At 56.5% G+C, this 21744-nt stretch carries 14 protein-coding genes and 3 pseudogenes; 10 read left to right on the top strand and 7 right to left on the bottom strand.

Annotation, left to right across the window (positions count from 1 at the left end; all coding sequences use genetic code 11):
- The first annotated feature begins 60 nt into the window (after positions 1–60).
- From Q0562_RS05050 to ccmA, 9 genes and pseudogenes are all read left to right on the top strand, one after another.
- Positions 61–9810 carry a hemagglutinin repeat-containing protein gene (locus Q0562_RS05050; protein ID WP_298641942.1) on the top strand — a complete coding sequence of 3250 codons (9750 nt, stop codon included), beginning with the start codon at positions 61–63 and terminating at the stop codon, positions 9808–9810.
- Positions 9807–10406 carry a hypothetical protein gene (locus Q0562_RS05055; RefSeq protein ID WP_298641945.1) on the top strand — a complete coding sequence of 200 codons (600 nt, stop codon included), beginning with the start codon at positions 9807–9809 and terminating at the stop codon, positions 10404–10406. The genes Q0562_RS05050 and Q0562_RS05055 overlap by 4 nt, the downstream gene beginning before the upstream one ends.
- Before the next feature lie 78 nt (positions 10407–10484).
- The gene (locus Q0562_RS05060) at positions 10485–10685 is read left to right on the top strand and encodes a hypothetical protein (protein ID WP_298641947.1); all 201 of its coding nucleotides are present in this window, start codon (positions 10485–10487) and stop codon (positions 10683–10685) included.
- 178 nt (positions 10686–10863) lie between these two features.
- Positions 10864–13341 carry a hemagglutinin repeat-containing protein gene (locus tag Q0562_RS05065; protein WP_298641949.1) on the top strand — a complete coding sequence of 826 codons (2478 nt, stop codon included), beginning with the start codon at positions 10864–10866 and terminating at the stop codon, positions 13339–13341.
- 27 nt (positions 13342–13368) lie between these two features.
- Entirely contained in the window at positions 13369–14019 is a 651-nt protein-coding gene (locus tag Q0562_RS05070) for a hypothetical protein (protein ID WP_298641951.1), read from the top strand.
- 14 nt (positions 14020–14033) lie between these two features.
- Positions 14034–14573 carry a hypothetical protein gene (locus tag Q0562_RS05075; RefSeq protein ID WP_298641954.1) on the top strand — a complete coding sequence of 180 codons (540 nt, stop codon included), beginning with the start codon at positions 14034–14036 and terminating at the stop codon, positions 14571–14573.
- A 96-nt stretch (positions 14574–14669) separates the two neighbouring features.
- Positions 14670–14858: pseudogene (locus Q0562_RS13755) on the top strand (polymorphic toxin-type HINT domain-containing protein); the annotation flags it as partial.
- Positions 14855–15043, top strand: a pseudogene (locus Q0562_RS13760) (polymorphic toxin-type HINT domain-containing protein); the annotation flags it as partial. The pseudogenes Q0562_RS13755 and Q0562_RS13760, both read left to right, overlap by 4 nt.
- A 198-nt stretch (positions 15044–15241) precedes the next feature.
- On the top strand, positions 15242–15832 hold the full coding sequence (ccmA, locus tag Q0562_RS05080) for a heme ABC exporter ATP-binding protein CcmA (RefSeq protein ID WP_298641956.1): 591 nt from the start codon (positions 15242–15244) through the stop codon (positions 15830–15832).
- A gap of 68 nt (positions 15833–15900) precedes the next feature.
- On the opposite strand, the gene Q0562_RS05085 is transcribed toward ccmA, so the two are convergent.
- Positions 15901–17352 carry an anaerobic C4-dicarboxylate transporter gene (locus Q0562_RS05085; protein WP_298641959.1) on the bottom strand — a complete coding sequence of 484 codons (1452 nt, stop codon included), beginning with the start codon at positions 17350–17352 and terminating at the stop codon, positions 15901–15903.
- 14 nt (positions 17353–17366) lie between these two features.
- Here Q0562_RS05085 and Q0562_RS05090 point away from each other — a divergent pair, with 14 nt between their 5' ends.
- The gene (locus tag Q0562_RS05090; RefSeq protein ID WP_298641960.1) at positions 17367–17618 is read left to right on the top strand and encodes a hypothetical protein; all 252 of its coding nucleotides are present in this window, start codon (positions 17367–17369) and stop codon (positions 17616–17618) included.
- Positions 17619–17657: 39 nt separating this feature from the next.
- On the opposite strand, the gene Q0562_RS05095 is transcribed toward Q0562_RS05090, so the two are convergent.
- The 6 genes and pseudogenes from Q0562_RS05095 to Q0562_RS05120 form a co-directional block, all read right to left on the bottom strand.
- Entirely contained in the window at positions 17658–17975 is a 318-nt protein-coding gene (locus tag Q0562_RS05095; protein ID WP_366144704.1) for a GNAT family N-acetyltransferase, read from the bottom strand.
- Between the two features lie 113 nt (positions 17976–18088).
- Positions 18089–18412 (bottom strand): multidrug efflux SMR transporter, encoded by a 324-nt coding sequence (locus Q0562_RS05100; RefSeq protein ID WP_298641963.1) that lies wholly within the window; start codon positions 18410–18412, stop codon positions 18089–18091.
- Between the two features lie 92 nt (positions 18413–18504).
- The gene (locus Q0562_RS05105; protein ID WP_298641966.1) at positions 18505–18693 is read right to left on the bottom strand and encodes a hypothetical protein; all 189 of its coding nucleotides are present in this window, start codon (positions 18691–18693) and stop codon (positions 18505–18507) included.
- A complete protein-coding gene (locus Q0562_RS05110; protein ID WP_298641969.1) occupies positions 18690–19256 on the bottom strand; it encodes an NAD-binding protein in 567 nt (188 codons plus the stop codon). Before Q0562_RS05110 ends, Q0562_RS05105 begins: the two co-directional genes overlap by 4 nt.
- A gap of 137 nt (positions 19257–19393) precedes the next feature.
- A pseudogene (locus Q0562_RS05115) lies at positions 19394–20449 on the bottom strand (monovalent cation:proton antiporter-2 (CPA2) family protein); the annotation flags it as partial.
- Between the two features lie 183 nt (positions 20450–20632).
- Positions 20633–21682, bottom strand: a complete 1050-nt coding sequence (locus Q0562_RS05120; RefSeq protein WP_298641975.1) for an NAD(P)-dependent alcohol dehydrogenase — start codon at positions 21680–21682, stop codon at positions 20633–20635.
- Between the last annotated feature and the right edge of the window lie 62 nt (positions 21683–21744).

Below are 21744 nucleotides of genomic sequence, written 5' to 3' on the forward strand. Positions count from 1 at the left end.
CCGCCATCAAGCACAACAACCACGGGCCTTGCCCGCACCACCTGAACACAGAGGACAACCATGAACAAAGGAATTTACAAAACCATCTACAGCGCAGCCCTGCAACAAATTATTGTTACCTGGGAATACGCGCGCGGTAAGGGCAAAAGCCATGGCGGACATAGCAGACGGACGCTAGGAATCCGCATCCGTCTGCTACCGGCCTGTATTACCCTGGCCTGTGGCCTCAACCCACAACTACTCTGGGCAGAAAGCGTAATTAGCGAAGATGATCGCGCCCCTGCCCACGAACGTCCAGTCATTCTGAAAACGGCGAACGGCCTGCCACAAATCGACATCCAGACTCCGGACGCCTCCGGCATCTCGATGAACCGCTACAGCCGGTTTGACATAGACGCGGCAGGCGCCGTGATGAATAACGCGCGCAAAGACAGTGCGACCCTGAGTGGTGGCGTGGTGGCGGGTAACCCGCATCTGGCCAAGGGCGAAGCGGCGCTCATCGTCAACCAGGTACGCAGCCAAGACCCCTCCCACTTGCAGGGCATGGTGGAAATTGCCGGACAAAAAGCCGACGTCATCGTGGCGAATCCGGCGGGGCTGATGGTGAACGGAGGATTTATCAACGCCGGCAAAGTGCAATACACCGCCGGACAAGTCACTATCGAACGGGGCAGTCCGGTGCAACACAGTGCGCCGAATGGCCTGATCGAAATCACCCCCGGTGGACTGAACGCGCAGCAACACGACTACACCACCCTGCTAGCACGGCAAATCAAGCTGAACGGAGCAATCCAGGCAGGTGCCGGGCAAGTGGATCTCATCACCGGCAACAACAGCCTGGGAGCCGACGGCAGCATCACCCCTAAAAATACGGACGGTCAACATGCAGCGCCGCGCTTCGCCGTGGACAGCAGCGCGCTCGGTGGCATGTACGCAGGCCGCATCCGCCTCATCGGCACAGAACAGGGCGTCGGCGTGCATCATGCCGGCACCCTCCAGGCAGAGAGTCTGAATATCCAGCTACCCGGCACCTTGGAAAACAGCGGCAACATCAGAGCCAATGCCCTTGATATCCAGCTGGAAAACCTGCAAAACGATGGCGAACTGCGGCACAACAGCAACAACACCCTCTACCTGCGCAGTAACGCATTCAGCAACCGTGACACAGCCACCTTGCAAGCGCGCACAACTGGACAAGAGCAAGCTAACAACAATACCCCTGAAGCTCCAAACAACGCCGACAACAAAAACAGCAACGCCATTGGCCGCATCACCGCCAGCGGCAAGATAGATAACCGGGGCAACATCAGTAGTGGCGGCGGCATTGACCTTAACATTCGTGACTATCAAAACAGCGGCACCGTCGCCATCAGCCAAATCACCCTGCGCGACGGCAAATTCGACAATCGCGGTGGCACAAGCCACTTTGAAAATGCCGACATTCGGGCGAGCAGCCTCGACAACCGCAGCGGCACCCTCAACTTCGAACGCGCAAAACCCATCATCATTCAGGGTCAGCTGGATAACCACCGGGGCAGCATCAACAGCACCGCGCCGCTTGACATCAGCGCCGGGCAAATCAGCAACACCGGAGGGGGTAACATCAGTAGCGCGACCACCCTCAGTCTCTACGCCCGTCGTGACATCGTGAGCGACGGCAACATTAGCGCTGGCAGCAGCGCCAACCTGAAAGCAGGACAAAATATTACGAACAGCGGCTTGATCAGCGCAGGCGAAGCCCTGGCTCTCGACGCCGGCAATAATATTGAAAACAGCGGCTCCCTCTATGCGGGCAGCACCCTCGATCTCAACGCGGGTAACACCATTGACAATAGCGGCAACATCTCTGGCGAGCTACTTAATATCAGCGCTGACAGCCTGGAAAACCGCGAAAGCGGCACCATCACCCAGCGCGGCCCCTATTCGCTCAACATCCATACCGCCGACTACGACACTGCAACCAGCCCGTATAACAGCATCCGCACCCAAAAACCGGGGACGGGCGCAAACAGTGCAACGGGCACGAGCAGGGGCGAATCCGCCGGCCCCGAAGGCAGCCTGAAAATCCGCTCCAGCTTCAACAATCGGGGCGTCTTTGAAATCAATAACCTGCTCTCGGTCACGGCAAGCAAGAGCTTCACCAATCACCAGGACAGCGAATTTGCCCGCCTCACCCTGACCCAGGGCGCAACCCTCGACAACAGCCACGGCACCCTGCGCAGCCAAAGCATGCGTTTTGATGCAGGCGACATCAACAACCAGCACGGCAGCCTGCAAACCAACACCCTGCACCTGAAAAGCCAGAATCTGGACAACTGTTTCGGGCGCATAGAAGTCGCGGATAAAGCCGAATTCAACATCAGCAAACGGTGGGACAACAGTCACGGCCAGGTGAAAGCCGGCACCCTGCGTATTGACAGCATAAAAACCAGTAACGACGGCGGCATCATCAGTGCCCAGAACAACCTACACCTCTACAACCGGGGACACTGGGACAACGGAAGCGGCCAACTGCTGGCCGGCGGCGACATGGCCCTGAATGGCGGTACCCTGGACAACCGGGGTCGCATCCAGGCGAGCGGCGCACTGCAATACCAGAACTTCACCCAGCTGAACCAGCAGGGCGAACTGTACAGCAACAACATCGCCCTGCATGGCCAGACGCTGCACAACAGCGGCACCACCGCCAGTGCGCAGCACATCACCATCCACAGCGACACCACCGAAAACAGCGGCAAGCTCAGTGCGACGGAGACGCTCACCGTCAACAGCAGGAACGTCAACAACCGGGGCGAACTCCAGGCGGGTGGCAACATCGGATTACAAGCACCAAACACGACGAACAGCGGCCGCATCATCAGCAACCGGGACAGCCGCATCAGCGGCGAAACACTCGACAACAGCGGTCTTATCCACGCCCAACAACAACTCTACCTGCGCAACCGCCACCTCAAAAACAGCGGCACGGCAGCCGCCTCGGGCGAGACCACCATTGATACCGCCGCCCTGGATAACAACGGCAGACTGGCCGGCAAAACCCGCATCACCGTAAACACGCCGCAGTTTGCGAACAAAGGCGGCAACATCGGCAGCGACCAGGAAGTCATCATCAATACCCCTGAGCTGGATAACAGTCAGGGACAAATCGCCAGCCGGGGCCGCCTCACCCTGAATGTCGCCGGCAACATCAACAACAGCGGCGGCGTGCTGGCCACCGAAGAAGACTGGCACATCAAAACCCCGCAACTCAATAACAACGGCGGCAACATCCACAGCGGCAAAAAGCTGCACATAGAAACCCCGAAGCTCGATAACACGGGCGGCAGCATTGACGGCAGCGAATACCACCTGCAAAGCAGCGACATTAACAACCAGGGCGGACACCTCATCGGGCGCAACAAACTGCACATCGAGACCGACGGCGAACAACTGAATAACCAGGGCGGACAAATCGTCAGCCAGGACGAACTGCGCATTGACGGCAAAAAGACCACCATCGACAGCAGCGGCGGCTACATCGTCGGCAACAACCTGAACGTTGACGTCGATAGCGTCAAAGGCGGCAAAGTCGAAAGCTGGGCCGACCTGCAAATGCGCGCGCGCCGTATTGACGACCTGGAAGAAGTGCGCACCGGCGGCAACATGGACATCCGGACTGAAGAACGCTACACCTTCAATGCACCGCATTACAGCGGCGGTTGGGCGAAGATTGGTGCCAAGGGAGGAATAACTTTTGCACCCGATGCCGAATTCGAATTCCAGGAAAACGCCGAAATCACCAGCGATGACTTCATCTACAACGAAGGCCAGATTGCCGCCTACGGCACCCTGCTGCTCAAAGCCGGCACCACCATCGAAAACAGACACAGGGCAAAAATCCAGGGCGGACACGTTGCGATGGAGGCGCAAAGCCTGAAAAACTTCGATGGTGCCACCATCGCTGCCGCCAATCGCATTGACCTGGCCGCTGGCGAGATCATCAACGAAGGTAGCGCCAGAATCGAAAGCGTGGGCGGCCTCCACGTTGGCCGCACCCTCGATGGCAATCACCAGGCAACCGGACAGGCAGACCTCCTGCGCAATGACAACGATGGCAAAATCAACGTGGTTGGCGGTGATGCCAATATCAATGCGGCTCGCATCGAAAACATCGACAGCCGGAAATTTGTCGGTAACGATATTATCAACTTGACAGAAGTCACCTTCTATTCCAACCGAAGTAGGAAGAACGAGTGGATTCCGGAAGAATATCGAAGCCAGACCCCTCATGGACACCACACCAAATACCATTACTTATTAGAAGAAAGTCGCGGTGCAGTACGCAATGTTGCCCCCGGCACCATAAGCGTGAGTGGCAACCTCACCGTCAATGCCGACAGCGCCAACAACGAAGGACACATCACGGCAGGCAGCATTGACGGCACAGCGCAAAACATGTTGAACGGCAGCCTATGGGACGGGTGGCATACCATCCGCGCGGTAAATGGCAAATTTGGTAGCCGGTTTCGCGATGACTACCAGTTATTTAACAATTACACCCCGCCTAATATTGCTGAACCAATACAAATCTCCTTGGGCCACTTAAAGATCGGCGGTAACCACAATGGCAACCGCTACGACGACGGTACCGGTGGTGGCAGTGTCCCCTTCCCCGGCGGTAACGGCGGCGGTAACGGTGGCGGTGGCAACAACGGCACCACCATCGTGGACTTCATTGACAAAAACGGCAAAACCGTCGTCTACCAAACCATTAACGACTACCAGCCCACATTGCCGCAAGATAGCTTCTACCAGATCAACCCGGACAACATTGCTGCTCCTGAAGGCATCCCGGTCAACCCGGCCCGGGGTCTCTATACCCTTGATCCGACCTTTGCCCGTATCCTGGAAAAACACCGCCCCGAACTCTTCAAGAACGGCGAGCTGATACGCACGCCGATGAACCCGCACTACGACCGCTACAGCGACCTGAACGACAAAGGCGCGGCATACAGCGGTACCACGCAGGGCGTGCCCTACATTGACTTCAGCCGCAGCATCGGCGACCGCTACTACAACCAGGAACTCGTCAGAAACCAAATCGCCCGCCTTACCGGCTACCGCTACCTCAAGGGCTACCAGGACGACAGCAGCCAATTCAACGCGCTGGTTGCTGCCGGCGAACGCCTGCGGGCCAAACTGCAGCTCGCGCCCGGCGTTGCCCTGACAGCCGAGCACATGAAGAGCCTCACCGAAGACATCGTGCTGATGGTCAACAAAACCATCACCCTGCCCGATGGCCGCCAGATCGTGCGCCAGGTGCCGCAAGTTTATGCACAAAAACGGCCGGACGACCTCGACACCAGCCACCCAACCATTGGTGCGAACCGCATCGCCCTCAAAGGTAACTACCACAACAACGCCGGCGACATTGGCGGCCGCGACGCCCTCAAACTGTACTACCGCAACATTGACCACAGCGGCACATACACCAGCAACCACGGCGACGTCCATGCCAGCGACACCTACAACGGCAGCGCGGGCACCATCAATGCTGGCAAATACTTCAAAGCCACTGCCGGCAAACAGTTCAACTTCCAGCCCAAAACCGCCGACCACAACGAAAACGCCGCCAAAGACGCGGGCAAGAGCTACCACAACAGCCACACCATCACTGCCGAAGGCCAGCTCAAACGCTACGCCACAGGCAGCACCGTTATCCTCGGCGAAGCGGATGAAACCAACATCGGTACCACCGCACTCGACCTCGGCGACAAAACCAGCACCACCCTCATCCAGGGCAAAAAAACCGACCTGGGTGCAGAATTTGTCTACGAACAAACCCTCGACAAAAAAGACGCGGGCAACTACGACTACCACTACCGGGGCGAACACAAAGGCGTGCACACCAGCGGCGACGGCAAACTGGCCGTCATCGCCACCGATGGCAAACTGACCATGAAAGCCGCCGAACTCGACAGCGGCAAAAGCCAGGTATACCTCTACGGTGCCAAAGGCGTTGACGCCGAGGCGGGAGAAATCGTTGAGCACACCATCAGCGCCCGCGAAAGCAAACAACGCGGCCTCCTCAAACGCACCCACACGCGCGACTACGTCGAAACCGAAATCCACCAGAACAAAGCCGGCACCATCACCGGCGATACCGTCGTCGTTGCGGCGGGACAAGGCGACATCAACGCCACCGGCATGCACATCGTCAGCGACCACGGCACCATGCTGCATACTGACAAAGGCGACATCAACCTCAAAGCCGGCAAAAACAGCTATCGCAGCGTCGAAAAACACAGCAAACACAAAACCGGTCTGATGGGTTCCGGCGGCTGGGGCGTCTTCCTCGGCAGCCGCCGCCAGAGCGGCGAGACCGAACTCGACATCAAGGCCCCCGCCCCGACCCTGGTCGGCGCGATCGACGGCAACATCCACATCCAGGCCGGCGGCCACTACGATGGCACGGGTGCCCTGGTACATGCCGGACGCGAAGGCGGGCCGCTTACCAAAGAACAATGGCTGCAGATGAGCGAAGCCGAACGCAACCGCGCCGGCAACATCTACTTCAGCGCCGAAAGCGGCAGTCTGCGCGCGGCGCGCGGCAGCCAAGACCACGAAATGCACAGCCACTACAAACAGACCGGCTTCACCGCCAACCTGGGCGGCGCCGTGGTCAACGTCGCCCAGACCGCCTTGCAAACCATGAAAACCCTGAGCGATGGCGATAACGCCCGCGTCCGCACCATGAACACGCTCAACAACACCTGGGCCAACTACAAAAGCATCGAAGCGCTCAGCAAAGCCCTGAACGCCACCAGCGAAAAACCTGATAACAACCTCATCAACATCCAGATCACCCTGGGCGGTCAGCACAGCACCGTGCACCACAAAGCCCACGAAGATACCCTGCTGCCCAGCCAGATGACCGGCGACAGCGGCGTGTACGTCGACATCAAAGGTAAAGGCGAAGGCAGCACCCTGGACGTCATTAGCTCCGACCTGGCGGGCAGCGCCATCACCCGCCTCACCGTCGAAGGCAAAAAAACCTTCGCTGCCGACAGCGTGCACAAAACCATCGAAAGCAGCCAGCACAGCGGCGGTGGCGGCGGCGGCATCGCCATCATGTGGGGTCCGAACGGCGGCGGTTTCGGCTTTACCGCCAACGCCAACATTGGCAAAGGCGAAACCAACGGCAACAGCACCACCTACCGCCTGAGCCACATCGGCGGCCTGCAGGGCCACACCGACATCGGCGACGGCAAAACCCTGTTGAGCGGCGCCCAACTCCTCGGCAAAAGCCTGGAAGGCAACACGCGCGAGCTCGTCGCCATCAGCCCGCAAGGCACCATGGACTACGACAGCAACAACTTCGCCCTCTCCGGCTACGTCCTCTACGGTTACGGCTTCTCTGCCGGACTCGATTACGAAAAAACCCGCGTAACCGCCCACGAAAAAACCATCAACAAAGAAAGCGGCAGCCGCAACAGCGTAGACGCCGTGGAAGGCGGCAACGACCGCAGCAAAAACATGGTCGCGAAAATCCGGCAAAACGACGCCGTCGCCAATGCCCAGCAGGACACCCTCGGCGGGCAGAGCGGCTTCTTCGCAGGCGATGACGGCTTCCGCATCAAAAACAGCGGCACCGCCACCCTCGAAGGTGCGACCTTTGTCAGCACGGAAAAAGCCGAAGCCGAAGGCAAAAACCACTTCAGCACCGACCGCCTTATCCGCAAAGACCTGGAAAACCACAGCGAATACCAGGGCAAAAGCATAGCGATTGGCCTGAACTTCGCGCTGGGTGGCAACAAAGACGGCGGCCAGCAACAACAACTCCAGTGGCTGGGCGAAAACTTCAGCCCCATCAACGTGGGCGAAAGCGGCCTGAGCAACCGCTTCGGCTATGACCGCACCAATAAAAACGATCGCGGCACCACCTACGCGAGCATCAACACTGCGAACATCACCATCAACGACGCGGCGGGCCAACAAGCGCTGACAGGAGAAAGCGTGGCCGATACCATCCGTAACGCCAACCGTGGCATGACGCTCGCGACCGCGAAAGCACAAAGCGGCGCGGCCGACGCCCACTTTGATGCGGCGAAAGTCGAAAACAGCGTGCGCACCAACGCCCAAGTGATGAAAACCTTCACCGGCACCGTACAAGAAGCCAAAGGCGAGCTGCGCAAACGGGCGGAAAAAAACCGCCGGGAAGCGATATACCAACGAGACCCGGAAAAGCGGGCTGCCCAACTGCAACGCGCAGAACAACAAGAACAACTGGCCGTCGCGGTGGACATGCTCGGCGGCGCCCTGACGCCGGCGAACAGCGTAGCCGGCGGCATAGCCAACACCCTGGCGCCGGCCATCACCTACAAAATCGGCCAAGAAGCCAAACAGCGCGGACTGGAAGGCACACCGGAGCACATCGCCCTGCACGCCGTGATGGCAGGAGCGAGGACAGCGCTGAATGGCGGCAGCACCGGCGAAGTATTGGCCAGTGCCGCGATAACCGGTACCGCCGAATATAGCGCGCCGCAGCTGGCCAAACTCCTCTACGACAAAGACATCAGCCAACTGACGGCGGCGGAAAAAAGCGCGCTCGGCCAGACCATCGGTGCCCTGACGACGGGGGCAGGCGCAATGACGGGCGGCAACAGCGCGACGACCTACAACGCGGGAAAAACCGCGCAGAATGCGGTGGAGAACAATTATATGGCCAGCCTGCGTGACTACGATAAAAAACCCAAGGTCATCCAGGAGCATACCGATAAACTACTGGCAGCAGGCGCCATGCCGTTTGAAAAGCTGGATGAAAAATACGAAAATTGCAATACCGATAAAGATTGCCAAAACGCAGTCGAAGAAGAATGGAGAAAAGAATCGAAGAAAACGGCTATTTTAGAAAAAGAACTGGTAGAAAAGGGTGAGTTGGAACTTAAACACCTGAACGGCTATCCATCTACAAAAGAACAAAAAGATGAATTATATAGCAGCCAGATGGTCAGGAGCGCCAATAGAAGCAAGACTGCCCTAGGCCAAAGAGAGGCGATGTCTTGGAACACAATAGGGAAACCCCAAGAAGCAGATGAAGCACTGGCAATCGCAATATCCCGCAACGATGACCGATTGGGACTAACTGAACGGGAAAGGGAAAAATGGAATGCCATAGCTGCATCATCGCCTGGCGACTTGATGGCTAATAATAATGGTCTCGCCACAAGACCATTATTGACACCTAAGGTAGAAAAAAATCCAACCCAAATACAAACATCTACGCCTAAAATAGAAAGTGTAAAAACAGAAGGCAAATCTATACACCCCGATCTTAATATAGGGAGAAACAATCCGCAACACTATAATAACAAACCATTGCATGATAAGATCAATTACAAAGGTTTGGAAGAAAAAGCAACTAATATATTACTGAAAGAAATTAATAAAATTCCGTCAAAAAATAAAGCGAGAGAAGTTGCCACCATGATTGCTGCATTTGACCCAAAAACAGGAAAGATTGCCTTTGGTGCTAGTAATGGTAAAGTGACGGCAGATATGTTGCATCCAGAAACGGTAAAATATATAGAGAAACGGTTAGGAGTAAAAATTGGAGAACGCACAAGTTTTTGTAACAATACATCAGGAGCTTGCGCAGAGGTATTTGCAGCAGATAAACTTATACGTCAAGGAGTAAAACCTGAAGATGTGAAATTTACGAAAGCATTGAGACCTACAAAAGCCTGGAAAAATAAAAACCCATGGCAAGATATTGTAGAAACCTGTGAGAATTGTATGATCACATGGCCTAAAGGAGGCGAACCAAAATGAATGATTTAGGACCTAATTGGCATCCGGATTTTGGAACTATTTATACATGGTATGCCATGGATAAAAATGGAAAAATATCTATGATGACTAATAATAATTGGGGGAATATTCCTAGATCTCTTCTTTGTGCAAAAAACATTGAGGAGCAGTTAGGGTACATAAATGAATATGTGTGGGAGGAAAGCAACATTTATAATAATTATACAATTAACAAAAATGGCGAATTTGTTCTTGATATGTATTGTTTTTGGTTTAATAAAGGTCTTAACAAAAATGATGTGTATAAAAAGATGTTGGAAGATTACAAAAATAGAGGAGTCTATAGTGAATCAAACATACCCATAAACAAAGGTTTTTATATTTATGAAGCCATAGATGGTTATAAAGAAGGCGATGATTATCCGGTCGGTTATGATGGCCCGACGAAAATGGGAGATTACTTCCGTTTCTTGCAGCCTACAGTTTATGGCAGTATTGAAGATTTCCCCAAAGAATTAAGGGGGTTGATTGCCGTTTCTAAAACCGTTGATTTTACGGTGGACAGGTTATTGGACAACAATTTAATCAACACCTATTTCCCGGAGGTTTATAAATAATCAATCCGTCATAACACGCTGCCAAGCGGGATAAACACTGGCTTCTTACCGTTTACCCATGTGACGAAGTAGGTATTAATGCCCAAAGCCGACACTTTCGCCTTGGCGAAAACAAAAAATCTGTTGCGGGACGGCGGATTTTTTGCACGAAGCCAGCCTTTACCTCGCTTGACGGCGAAGCCAGTATTTATAGCTAATCAGCTTATTTTTTCATATGACATTTACGCCTATCTTTCCGCATTTGCGCAATCTTCAGGGAAGATTTGTATGAAGGATTAAGAGCATTGGCTATATCCCTCTTGGCGGGAGCCCAGTGTTTACCTCGCTTGGTACGAAGCCAGTATTTATCCCGCTTGACGCAGACCCAGCAAAATCGCCGCTTGGCGAACCCAGCATTTGTCTCGCTTGACGTCCAAACAAGCATAATGCCCGCGTCCCTTACACATCTAGTAACCCCATGACCACCACTGCAAAACCGGCACAGCGCACATTCCGCCTTCGGGCGAAGATGACACTGCTGCCGGTTTTGCTTGCCTGCCTTTCCAGTTGCCACAGCATCACCGTCGAAGGCAAAAAAACCTTCGCTGCCGACAGCGTGCACAAAACCATCGAAAGCAGCCAGCACAGCGGCGGTGGCGGCGGCGGCATCGCCATCATGTGGGGTCCGAACGGCGGCGGTTTCGGCTTTACCGCCAACGCCAACATTGGCAAAGGCGAAACCAACGGCAACAGCACCACCTACCGCCTGAGCCACATCGGCGGCCTGCAGGGCCACACCGACATCGGCGACGGCAAAACCCTGTTGAGCGGCGCCCAACTCCTCGGCAAAAGCCTGGAAGGCAACACGCGCGAGCTCGTCGCCATCAGCCCGCAAGGCACCATGGACTACGACAGCAACAACTTCGCCCTCTCCGGCTACGTCCTCTACGGTTACGGCTTCTCTGCCGGACTCGATTACGAAAAAACCCGCGTAACCGCCCACGAAAAAACCATCAACAAAGAAAGCGGCAGCCGCAACAGCGTAGACGCCGTGGAAGGCGGCAACGACCGCAGCAAAAACATGGTCGCGAAAATCCGGCAAAACGACGCCGTCGCCAATGCCCAGCAGGACACCCTCGGCGGGCAGAGCGGCTTCTTCGCAGGCGATGACGGCTTCCGCATCAAAAACAGCGGCACCGCCACCCTCGAAGGTGCGACCTTTGTCAGCACGGAAAAAGCCGAAGCCGAAGGCAAAAACCACTTCAGCACCGACCGCCTTATCCGCAAAGACCTGGAAAACCACAGCGAATACCAGGGCAAAAGCATAGCGATTGGCCTGAACTTCGCGCTGGGTGGCAACAAAGACGGCGGCCAGCAACAACAACTCCAGTGGCTGGGCGAAAACTTCAGCCCCATCAACGTGGGCGAAAGCGGCCTGAGCAACCGCTTCGGCTATGACCGCACCAATAAAAACGATCGCGGCACCACCTACGCGAGCATCAACACTGCGAACATCACCATCAACGACGCGGCGGGCCAACAAGCGCTGACAGGAGAAAGCGTGGCCGATACCATCCGTAACGCCAACCGTGGCATGACGCTCGCGACCGCGAAAGCACAAAGCGGCGCGGCCGACGCCCACTTTGATGCGGCGAAAGTCGAAAACAGCGTGCGCACCAACGCCCAAGTGATGAAAACCTTCACCGGCACCGTACAAGAAGCCAAAGGCGAGCTGCGCAAACGGGCGGAAAAAAACCGCCGGGAAGCGATATACCAACGAGACCCGGAAAAGCGGGCTGCCCAACTGCAACGCGCAGAACAACAAGAACAACTGGCCGTCGCGGTGGACATGCTCGGCGGCGCCCTGACGCCGGCGAACAGCGTAGCCGGCGGCATAGCCAACACCCTGGCGCCGGCCATCACCTACAAAATCGGCCAAGAAGCCAAACAGCGCGGACTGGAAGGCACACCGGAGCACATCGCCCTGCACGCCGTGATGGCAGGAGCGAGGACAGCGCTGAATGGCGGCAGCACCGGCGAAGTATTGGCCAGTGCCGCGATAACCGGTACCGCCGAATATAGCGCGCCGCAGCTGGCCAAACTCCTCTACGACAAAGACATCAGCCAACTGACGGCGGCGGAAAAAAGCGCGCTCGGCCAGACCATCGGTGCCCTGACGACGGGGGCAGGCGCAATGACGGGCGGCAACAGCGCGACGACCTACAACGCGGGAAAAACCGCGCAGAATGCGGTGGAGAACAATTATATGGCCAGCCTGCGTGACTACGATAAAAAACCCAAGGTCATCCAGGAGCATACCGATAAACTACTGGCAGCAGGCGCCATGCCGTTTGAAAAGCTGGATGAAAAATACGAAAATTGCAATACCGATAAAGATTGCCAAAACGCAGTCGAAGAAGAATGGAGAAAAGAATCGAAGAAAACGGCTATTTTAGAAAAAGAACTGGTAGAAAAGGGTGAGTTGGAACTTAAACACCTGAACGGCTATCCATCTACAAAAGAACAAAAAGATGAATTATATAGCAGCCAGATGGTCAGGAGCGCCAATAGAAGCAAGACTGCCCTAGGCCAAAGAGAGGCGATGTCTTGGAACACAATAGGGAAACCCCAAGAAGCAGATGAAGCACTGGCAATCGCAATATCCCGCAACGATGACCGATTGGGACTAACTGAACGGGAAAGGGAAAAATGGAATGCCATAGCTGCATCATCGCCTGGCGACTTGATGGCTAATAATAATGGTCTCGCCACAAGACCATTATTGACACCTAAGGTAGAGAAGGATTCGGCTCAAATACAAGCACCCGCTCCTAAAACAGAGAGTGCAAGAGCAGAAGGTAAATATAGACACCCAGATCTAAACATAGGAAAAAATAGAGATAACCATAATCCTACGCAAAACTTTGAATTGGTAGGAACGCCATATCTAAAGTAAAGCCCTACCATAGAACGCGGGACGACGGTGCAGCTAAGCCAGCCACACCGATTGGCGAATGGTGAAATACTACCTAAAGGCAGTGTGGTCACCACATCAGACAATATGTTTAAAGCGACACTTCCCGATGGAAAAATAAAAAAGGGAAATGTTAATTTAACTTACCCGCAAGCGGCTTTCCCCAAAGCTGTTACTCCTGAATCCTTACCGCTCTCTAGCAATGTTGGCGTGTACAATCCTAATACATATGGAATCCCCGCAACATCAGCGCATGCAAGGGTTTATCTGCGAGAAAATTACGCCGCTTTAGCGGGTATTCCGCGTAGAATTGATCAAATATGGGGCTCTTCCATTGATGATCTGGCTAGATCATTTCAAATGGATGGCGCAACCGTCACGCTAAAGGCGCCTAGGGGAAGCTCTTCAAGGAAAGCAAAAATATATAAAGTGGAAGGCCGTCCGTTTGTCAAAGAAATCCAAAAGCACCCTGGTGGCGCTACACACGGAAAAGGGGAATATTATAAAATCACCTATAAAGATGACGTGGAGATTAGAATAATAGATCCGAATTCTGGATTTAACCCTCTAGCTATAAAAGAGGGCAAGCAATTCTATTATGACAATCATGGTCACCCCATAGACTATGATTCGGTAAATAAACGATGGTTTAGAAAATGACGGAGGATAAATTAATGGAAACTATAAATTTGAAATTGGCTCCCACACTAGGTGTGGGATATGATTGGATTGTTTTTTTAGATGACATAGAAAAAATCATGACAAGATTGGGGATTCCCATAGATAAAAGAGGTGCTGATAATTTTATTTTTAATAATTTTAAGTATGAAAAATTCAAACTTGGTTCTAAATTTGATGAATGTTATAAATCTGTATTTGAAGAAATTACCCTTGTTGAATTCATAGAAAATGAAGAGAGAGAGCCGTTTAAAATGCGCTTCAGAGATGGCAGGTTGATAGAAATATTCCTTGGCGAGGGCTGGGAAGGGGAAATTTTCGGTATCCGTATCGGCCAATTTGTCTCAGAAAAACGTCCGGGTATAGAACTGGTTTTTGACACCGATTATGATGAATTTGTTGTACATGATGCATCGCAAGAAGAAGTTTTTGGCATTGCGGTTTGGCCTAAGATGGGAATCTATTCCTCTATAGACGAATTGGTGATAGATAAGATCAGTTTGTATGGTCATGATGATGGTTACTGGGATCAGTAGGCGTTGATTGAATACAAATTACCCATTCATATTGCAATAGAAAGAAACATCGCCCAGCGGACAAACACTGAATTTCTATAACTTACCGACGAAAAAACAGGCAACACCGCCTACAAACCCGTCACGGCACACTACCAAAACGACTACGCCGAAACGGTTTATCTCACCCTAACGGCACCAGGCGGCGAAACCCAAACCATCGTCTCCAACACCATCCACCCCTTCCTCGCACAGGCTGACACCCCGTCACCGCCGCGCCGGGACACGACTACCGGGGCGAAATAAAAAACGCGCAGTGGGTCGAAGCCGCCAAACTGCGGCAAGGCTACCGCCTGCTGGGTGACGACAAACGCTGGCACACCGTGAGCAGCGTCCGCATAGCGGAAGAACCGCTCCAAGCCTACAACCTGACCGTCGCCGACTATCACACCTACTTCATCAAAGGAGAAAAAGGCAGCAGCGGCGTTTGGGTGCATAACGACTGCCTGAATGCACTGCCACCTAATGTAAGAGAAGCAAAAATTAGCGGCCAGACTGTCTATTTCTTTGAAAATACAAAAGGGAAAACCGTTAGCTATATCGAAAATCCGAGCTGGAAAGCAGGCGCCCCTAATTATTCAGACCGAATCGGGGATAATGCCGCCTGTTCCAGCCATTCCGCGTTATCAATGCCCCTGCTCGAAGCCGACAATCTCACCCTGCTCAAAGGCAGCACCCTGTTGCTGCGCCGTTACTGTCTGCGTATTGCCGCAGGCGACATCATCCATCTCACCGGCGAGAACGGCAGCGGCAAAACCACGCTGTTGCAGGCGCTGGCGGGTTTGTCCACACCGCAGCACGGCTGTATCCGCCGTCATGCGCCGCTGCTCTATCTCGGCCACCGCCCGGGCATCAAGGGTGTGTTGACCGCCCGCGAGAATCTGCGTTATGCCGCCCGCCTCTATCACGGCATGAGCGGGGCGGGGCTGGAAAGGCGGCTGGATGCGGCGCTTGCTGCGGTCGGCATCGCGCATCTTGCCACGCGGCAAAGCCGCCTGCTGTCGGCGGGGCAGCAGCGGCGCTGTCAGCTTGCTCGCCTGTGGCTGGATACGCCGCCGCTGTGGCTGCTTGATGAACCGCTGACGGCGCTGGATGCGGCGACTGCTGCCACCCTGTTGCAGCATCTCGAACAGCACCGCGCCTGCGGCGGCGCGGCGGTGATTACTAGCCACCAGCCGCTGGCGTTGCCGCGCCTGACGGTATGCGCTGTGGGGCAATGAAACCACCGCCCGCAATAAAAAAGCCCGCGCAAGCGGGCTTTTTGCTGTGTGTCGCGAATGAAGGACTACTACACCCCCGGCACGATGATGACTTTGGCAAGGGCAAGGCCGACCAGGCAGGCGACGACGACGCCGACGAGGCCGGGCGCCATGAAGCTGTGGTTGAAATACCATTTGCCGATTTTCGTCGTCCCGGTCACGTCGAAGGTGATGGTGGCGATGTCGGACGGGTAGTTCGGAATGAAGAAGTAGGCGTAGGTGGCCGGCATGAGGCCGATGAGTTGCGGCGCAGGGATGCCGAGCGTGATGCCTACCGGCAGCAGGATTTTCGCCGTCGCCGCCTGGCTGTTGATGAGTACGGACACGGCGAAAAGCGCGAAGGCAAACATCCACGGCCGCGCTTGCACCATTGCCGTGATGCTGTCTTTGAAGACCGGCATGGCGTGGTTGAAGTAGGTATCGCTCATCCAGGCGATACCGAAGATGGCGACGGTGGCGACCATGCCCGATTTGAAGACAACGCCGTTCGGCACTTTCGCCACATTGGTGCGGGTGGCAAGCAGGATGACACCGCCGAAGCCGAGCATCAGCATCTGGATCATCACGCCCATGGAGATGAGCAGCGGCTTACCATATTGAACCATCCAGAGCAGTTTGTGCTTCATCATCGGGATCATCATGCTGAGCGGGATGAGCAGCGTGTTCTTGTGTTCAGGATCAACCACGGTGCGGATCGGTTTGTACATGGCGACGAAGACGATGCAGGCCAGGGCGAGCAGGAAGAGCAGCACGGAGTTGCGCGCGGCGGGCGGCAGTTGTTCGTTCAGGGTGGTGCTGGTGGTGTTCAGGATGCGTTCGCGCCAGACCGGGTCTTTCATGCGGCGCTGGTATTCCGGATCGTCTTCCAGTTCCTTGCCGCGCCGCAGGCTGTACAGCGAGAGGGCGATGGTGCCGCAGAAGGTGGAGGTGATGGTGACGGCGACGATTTGCAGCAGCGACACGCCTTCAAAGAAGTGGATCTTGGTGATGTCATCCAGATAGAGCGCGACGACCGCCGAGACGGGGCTGGCGGTAATGGCGAGCTGCGAGGCGACGGAAGCGGCGGCCATCGGGCGTTCCGGTCGGATTTTGTTTTTCAGCGCGATGTCGCCGATGATCGGCATGATGGAATAGACCGCGTGGCCGGTGCCGAGCATGACGGTCATCGCCCAGGTAACGATGGGGCCCAGAATCGTCACCCGCTTCGGGTTCTTGCGCAGGATTTTTTCCGCGACCTGCAACATGTATTTCAAACCGCCCGCCGCTTCGAGCACGGAGGCACAGGTGACGACGGCGAGGATAACGAGCATGACCTCAATCGGCGCCTTGCCGGGCGGCATGCGCAGAACCAGCACTTCAAAAAGCAGGCCGATACCCGAGACGACCCCAAGACCGATGCCGCCGAAGCGGCTGCCCGCGTAAAGAAAACCGATGAGCAGGATGAACTCAAAAATGAGCGCATGCTCGACAAAAAAAGACATATTGCCTCCTGATAATGTTGAAAAAGCGTGAATATGATACGCCTTGCCATCTGTTCATGCAGGGCTTTGTACGCGCTGCTGCGGGCGGCTTCGTACGCAGCAAAAAAACGACGCAGCAACAAAACCCCCGCAACACGCCGCTTGACGGGCGCAGTGTTCACGCCGCCCGGCAGCATTTCCGTTGGCACGACAACGCTACGGGGCCCGGCGGGCTGAAGCTCGTCCCGCACAAGCATCCGGTATTGATACCGCTTGGCAGGCACTGAGAGAGCGGCGATAAAAAAGCAGCCGTGCGGCCGCCCGATTCAGGCATCAGGCGGGCGGCGCATATCGATATGCGCGATGCCGTCTTCGGGGTACACGTCCGAGATGGGCAGGAAGCCGAATGCGGCGTAGAAATCCTGCAAATGTGCCTGTGCTTGCAGATACGCCGCTTGTCCCGCGACGAGGCGCAGGGCTGCCTGCATCAGGGTCTTGCCCATGCCGCGTCCGCGCCGGGCGGGGGCGACGATGACCCTCCCGATGTGTACGCCCTCTGCGCCCTGTATCAGGCGGTAGCAGGCGGCGATGGCATCATTTTCCGTGGCGTAGAGGTGGGTTGCCGTTGGGTCGCGGTCGTCCACTTCCTGATAGAGGCATTGCTGTTCGACGACGAAGGTGGCGACGCGCAGGCGGAAGATGGCGTGCCGTTCGGCGACCGCTCAGTGTGGCGAAGGTTTTTGCCTGCCAGTTCATGTCAATGCCCGCTTGACAGCTTCATGATGATCACGCCGCCGATAATCAGCGCCGCGCCGAGCCAGCGGCCGAAGGTGGCGGCGTCGTTGAAGAAAAGCACGCCGACGAGGAAGGCACCCGCCGCGCCGATGCCCGTCCACACCGCATAAGCGGTGCCCATCGGGATTTCTTTTTGCGCGAGGAAGAGCAGGAAGCCGCTGCCCGCCATGAAGAGAATGGCGGCGGCGATGCCGGGGAGGCGGTAGCCGTCCTGCTGCGCGTATTTGAGGCCGAGCGGCCAGCCGATTTCCAGCAGCCCGGCGCTGATGAGGTAAATCCAGCTCATGTTTGTCTGTCCTGTGAGAAAAGGGCGCGCAGGGTATTGCCCGCCGGGTGGCGGGTCAAGTCTGCCCGTTTGCTGCCGCTTCCGCCGCGTTGTCATCCGCTTCCGGCATGTCGCCCCGGTCCCCGGTCTTCTTCGTCTTCTTCGCCGTGCAAAAGCGCCTGTACGGCGTCGTAGAGCAGTTGTTGCTGATGCACGTTTTCTTCGGCCAGGGCGCGGTTCTGGAAGCGGGCGATGTCCGGATTGTACAGCGCCACCATTTTGCCCATGCCGCGCCGGTTCATGCGGAAGAAGAGCTGGCCGACTTTTTCGCCATGTCGTGCGGCACGCCGAGAAATTCCAGTGTCCGCTTGCCGCTGCGGACCGCCGCATCGAAGGTTTCGCGGATGATTTCGTCCGCCCCCGCCTGGTAGAGGCGGAAGGTGCAGAGGCGGTCGTAGGCGCGGGCGACGATTTTGATGTGCGGGTTGACTGCACGCGCGAAGCGCACAATATGCAGCGCCTGCTCCGGGTTGTTGATGGCGACCACCAGCACTTTCGCCGTCTCGATTCCGGCGGTACGCAGGAGTTCGGGGCGCGAGCCGTCGCCGAAATAGCTTTTCATACCGTATTTGTCGAAGCCGGCGACGATTTGTTCATCGAGGTCGATGATGGCCACCGGGTAACCGGCGGCATGCAGGAGGTAATAGACAATCTGCCCGAAGCGGCCGAAGCCGATTTGCAGCACTTCGTGCCGTTCTTCGATGACATCCGCCGCGCGCGCCGGTGCCGCTTTTTGCGGCAGTCTGGCGTGGAGGAGCGTGAAGAGCGGGGTCAGGATTATGGAAAGGACGACGCAGGCGGTCATCGTCGCGTTTTCCGTCTTGCCGATGACGCCCTGATTGTATAGTCAAATATCTAAAAAACCGTAACGGTGTTGCGCCGCCTTGCCGTACTGGTTTGTACGGTCTGCGCCGGTGCGCCATGTTACTGTTTCTTGGCTATTTGACTATAGACGGCGGCATAGAGGATGAAGGCAAACTCGCCGCCTTGCGCCATCAGCACCGCGCGTTCCAGCGCCTCGTCGTGGCTGCTTTTTGCCAGCCGCGCCACCCCGTAGATGCACAACCCCTTCGCCGCCATCATCGCCAACACGCCGCTTGCCACCGGCAGCCAGTGTTCGGCGACCACGCGCAGGTTGAGCGACATGCCGACGGCGAGGAAGAAGAGGCCGAGCAGCAGGCCGCGAAACGGCTCGACATCCGCTTCAAGCTGATGGCGGAAACTCGAATCCGAAAGCAGGACCCCGGCGAGGAACGCGCCCATCGCCATCGACAGCCCGCCCAGTTCCAGCAACTGCCCCGAACCGAGTACGACCAGGAGCGCCGCCGCCGTCATCACCTCGCGCGCCTTGCTGCGGGCGAGCAGGCGGAAAACCAGGTTGAGCAGCCAGTGGCCGACCGCCACCAGCAGCGCGACGCAGGCGAACGCCTTGCCGATGCCCAGCCACAGCGGTGTCGTGCTTTGCGTATGCTGCGGCGAGAGGAAGGTGATGAAGGCAAGCAGCGGCACAATCAGCAAATCCTCGAAGAGGAGGATGGAGACCATCTTCTGCCCGCCTGGCGCGGTTAATTCATGGCGCTCGCCGAGGACGGACATGACGATGGCGGTCGAAGTGAGGACAAACCCGGCGGCGCTGACGAAGGAAATCTGCCAGGAAAAGCCGTAGAGGATGCCGACGGCGGTCAGCAACACCGCCGCCAGCACCACCTGCATGCTGCCGAGGCCGAAAATCTGGCGGCGCAGATGCCAGAGGTGCGCGGGCTTCATTTCCAGCCCGATGACGAAGAGGAAAATCACCACCCCGAGCTCGGCGATGTGCAAAATCGTGGAGGCATCCTGAAAGAGGCCGAAACCGGACGGCCCGATGACCAGCCCGGCAGTGAGATAGCCCAGCACCGAGCCCAGTCCCAAACGCTTGAACAGCGGCACGGCGACCACCGCCGCGCCGGGAAGCGCCACTACCTGCACCACATGAAAACTGCCGCTTGCATCTGCCATATGACCTCCTTGATTTAATGGGAAAACCGCCGCACATAGCAGCAGAGGGGGCGGGCATGACAGAGCGCCACCCCCCGCGAATGCCACACGAAGCGGCACGCCGGGGGGCGCCTTGCGGCGTTTTGCTTGCGGGAATGCGCACAAAAAAGCCCGCTTGTGCGGGCTTTTTATGGTTGAGACCGCTTACAGCGTAGCGATGTCGATAACGAAGCGGTATTTCACGTCGCTTTTCAGCATCCGCGCGTAGGCGGTGTTGATGTCCGCCATCTTGATGATCTCCACATCGGCGGTGATGTTGTGTTCGCCGCAGAAATCCAGCAGTTCTTGCGTTTCTTTGATGCCGCCGATGAGGGATCCGGCAACCGTGCGGCGGCCGAGAATCAGCGGCACGGTGCTGAGTGCCGGGGTCACGGCTCCGAGCAGGCCGACATACACCAGTGTGCCGTCCAGTTGCAGCGTCGGAATGTAGGGGTTGACGTCGTGTTCATAGGGCACGGTGTCGATGATGAGGTCGAACCGGTTCGCCACGCTTTTCATCTGCGCCGCGTCGGTGGAAATCACGATGTTGTGCGCGCCGAGACGTTTCGCGTCCGCCGCCTTGCCCGGACTGCGCGAGAACAGGGTGACTTCCGCGCCGAGGGCGTGCGCCAGTTTGATCGCCATGTGGCCGAGGCCGCCGAGGCCGATAACGGCGACTTTGCTGCCCTTGCCGACGTGCCAGTGGCGCAGCGGCGACCAGGTGGTGATGCCCGCGCAGAGGATGGGCGGCACGGCTTTGGTGTCAAGGTTTTCCGGCACTTTCAGCACAAAGGCATCGCTGACGGTGATGGTTTTGGCATAACCGCCGTAGGTGGGTCGGCCGTCGTGCTTGTCGATGCCGTTGTAGGTGCCGACGAAGCCGTTCTCGCAGTATTGTTCGAGGTCGTGTTTGCAGGGTTCGCAATGGCGGCAGCTATCGACGAGGCAGCCGACGCCGACCAGATCGCCCGCTTTGAACCTGGTTACTTTGTCGCCGACGCTGCGCACGCGGCCGACGATTTCGTGCCCCGGCACGACGGGGTATATCGTGCCGCCCCAGTCGTTGCGGGCGGTGTGCAGGTCGCTGTGGCAGACGCCGGTGTAGAGGATGTCGATGACGACATCATCGGCGCGCGGCGTGCGGTATGTAAAGGTGAAGGGTGCCAGCGGGCTGGTGGCGGATTGCGCGGCATAGGCTTTGACGGTTTCAGTCATGGTGTGCTCCTGTGGGGGTGAAAAACGGTTTGCAGAGTATAAGCGCATCAGCGCCGGCGACA

This window comes from uncultured Cardiobacterium sp. (genome assembly GCF_938028825.1).
GTDB lineage: Bacteria > Pseudomonadota > Gammaproteobacteria > Cardiobacteriales > Cardiobacteriaceae > Cardiobacterium.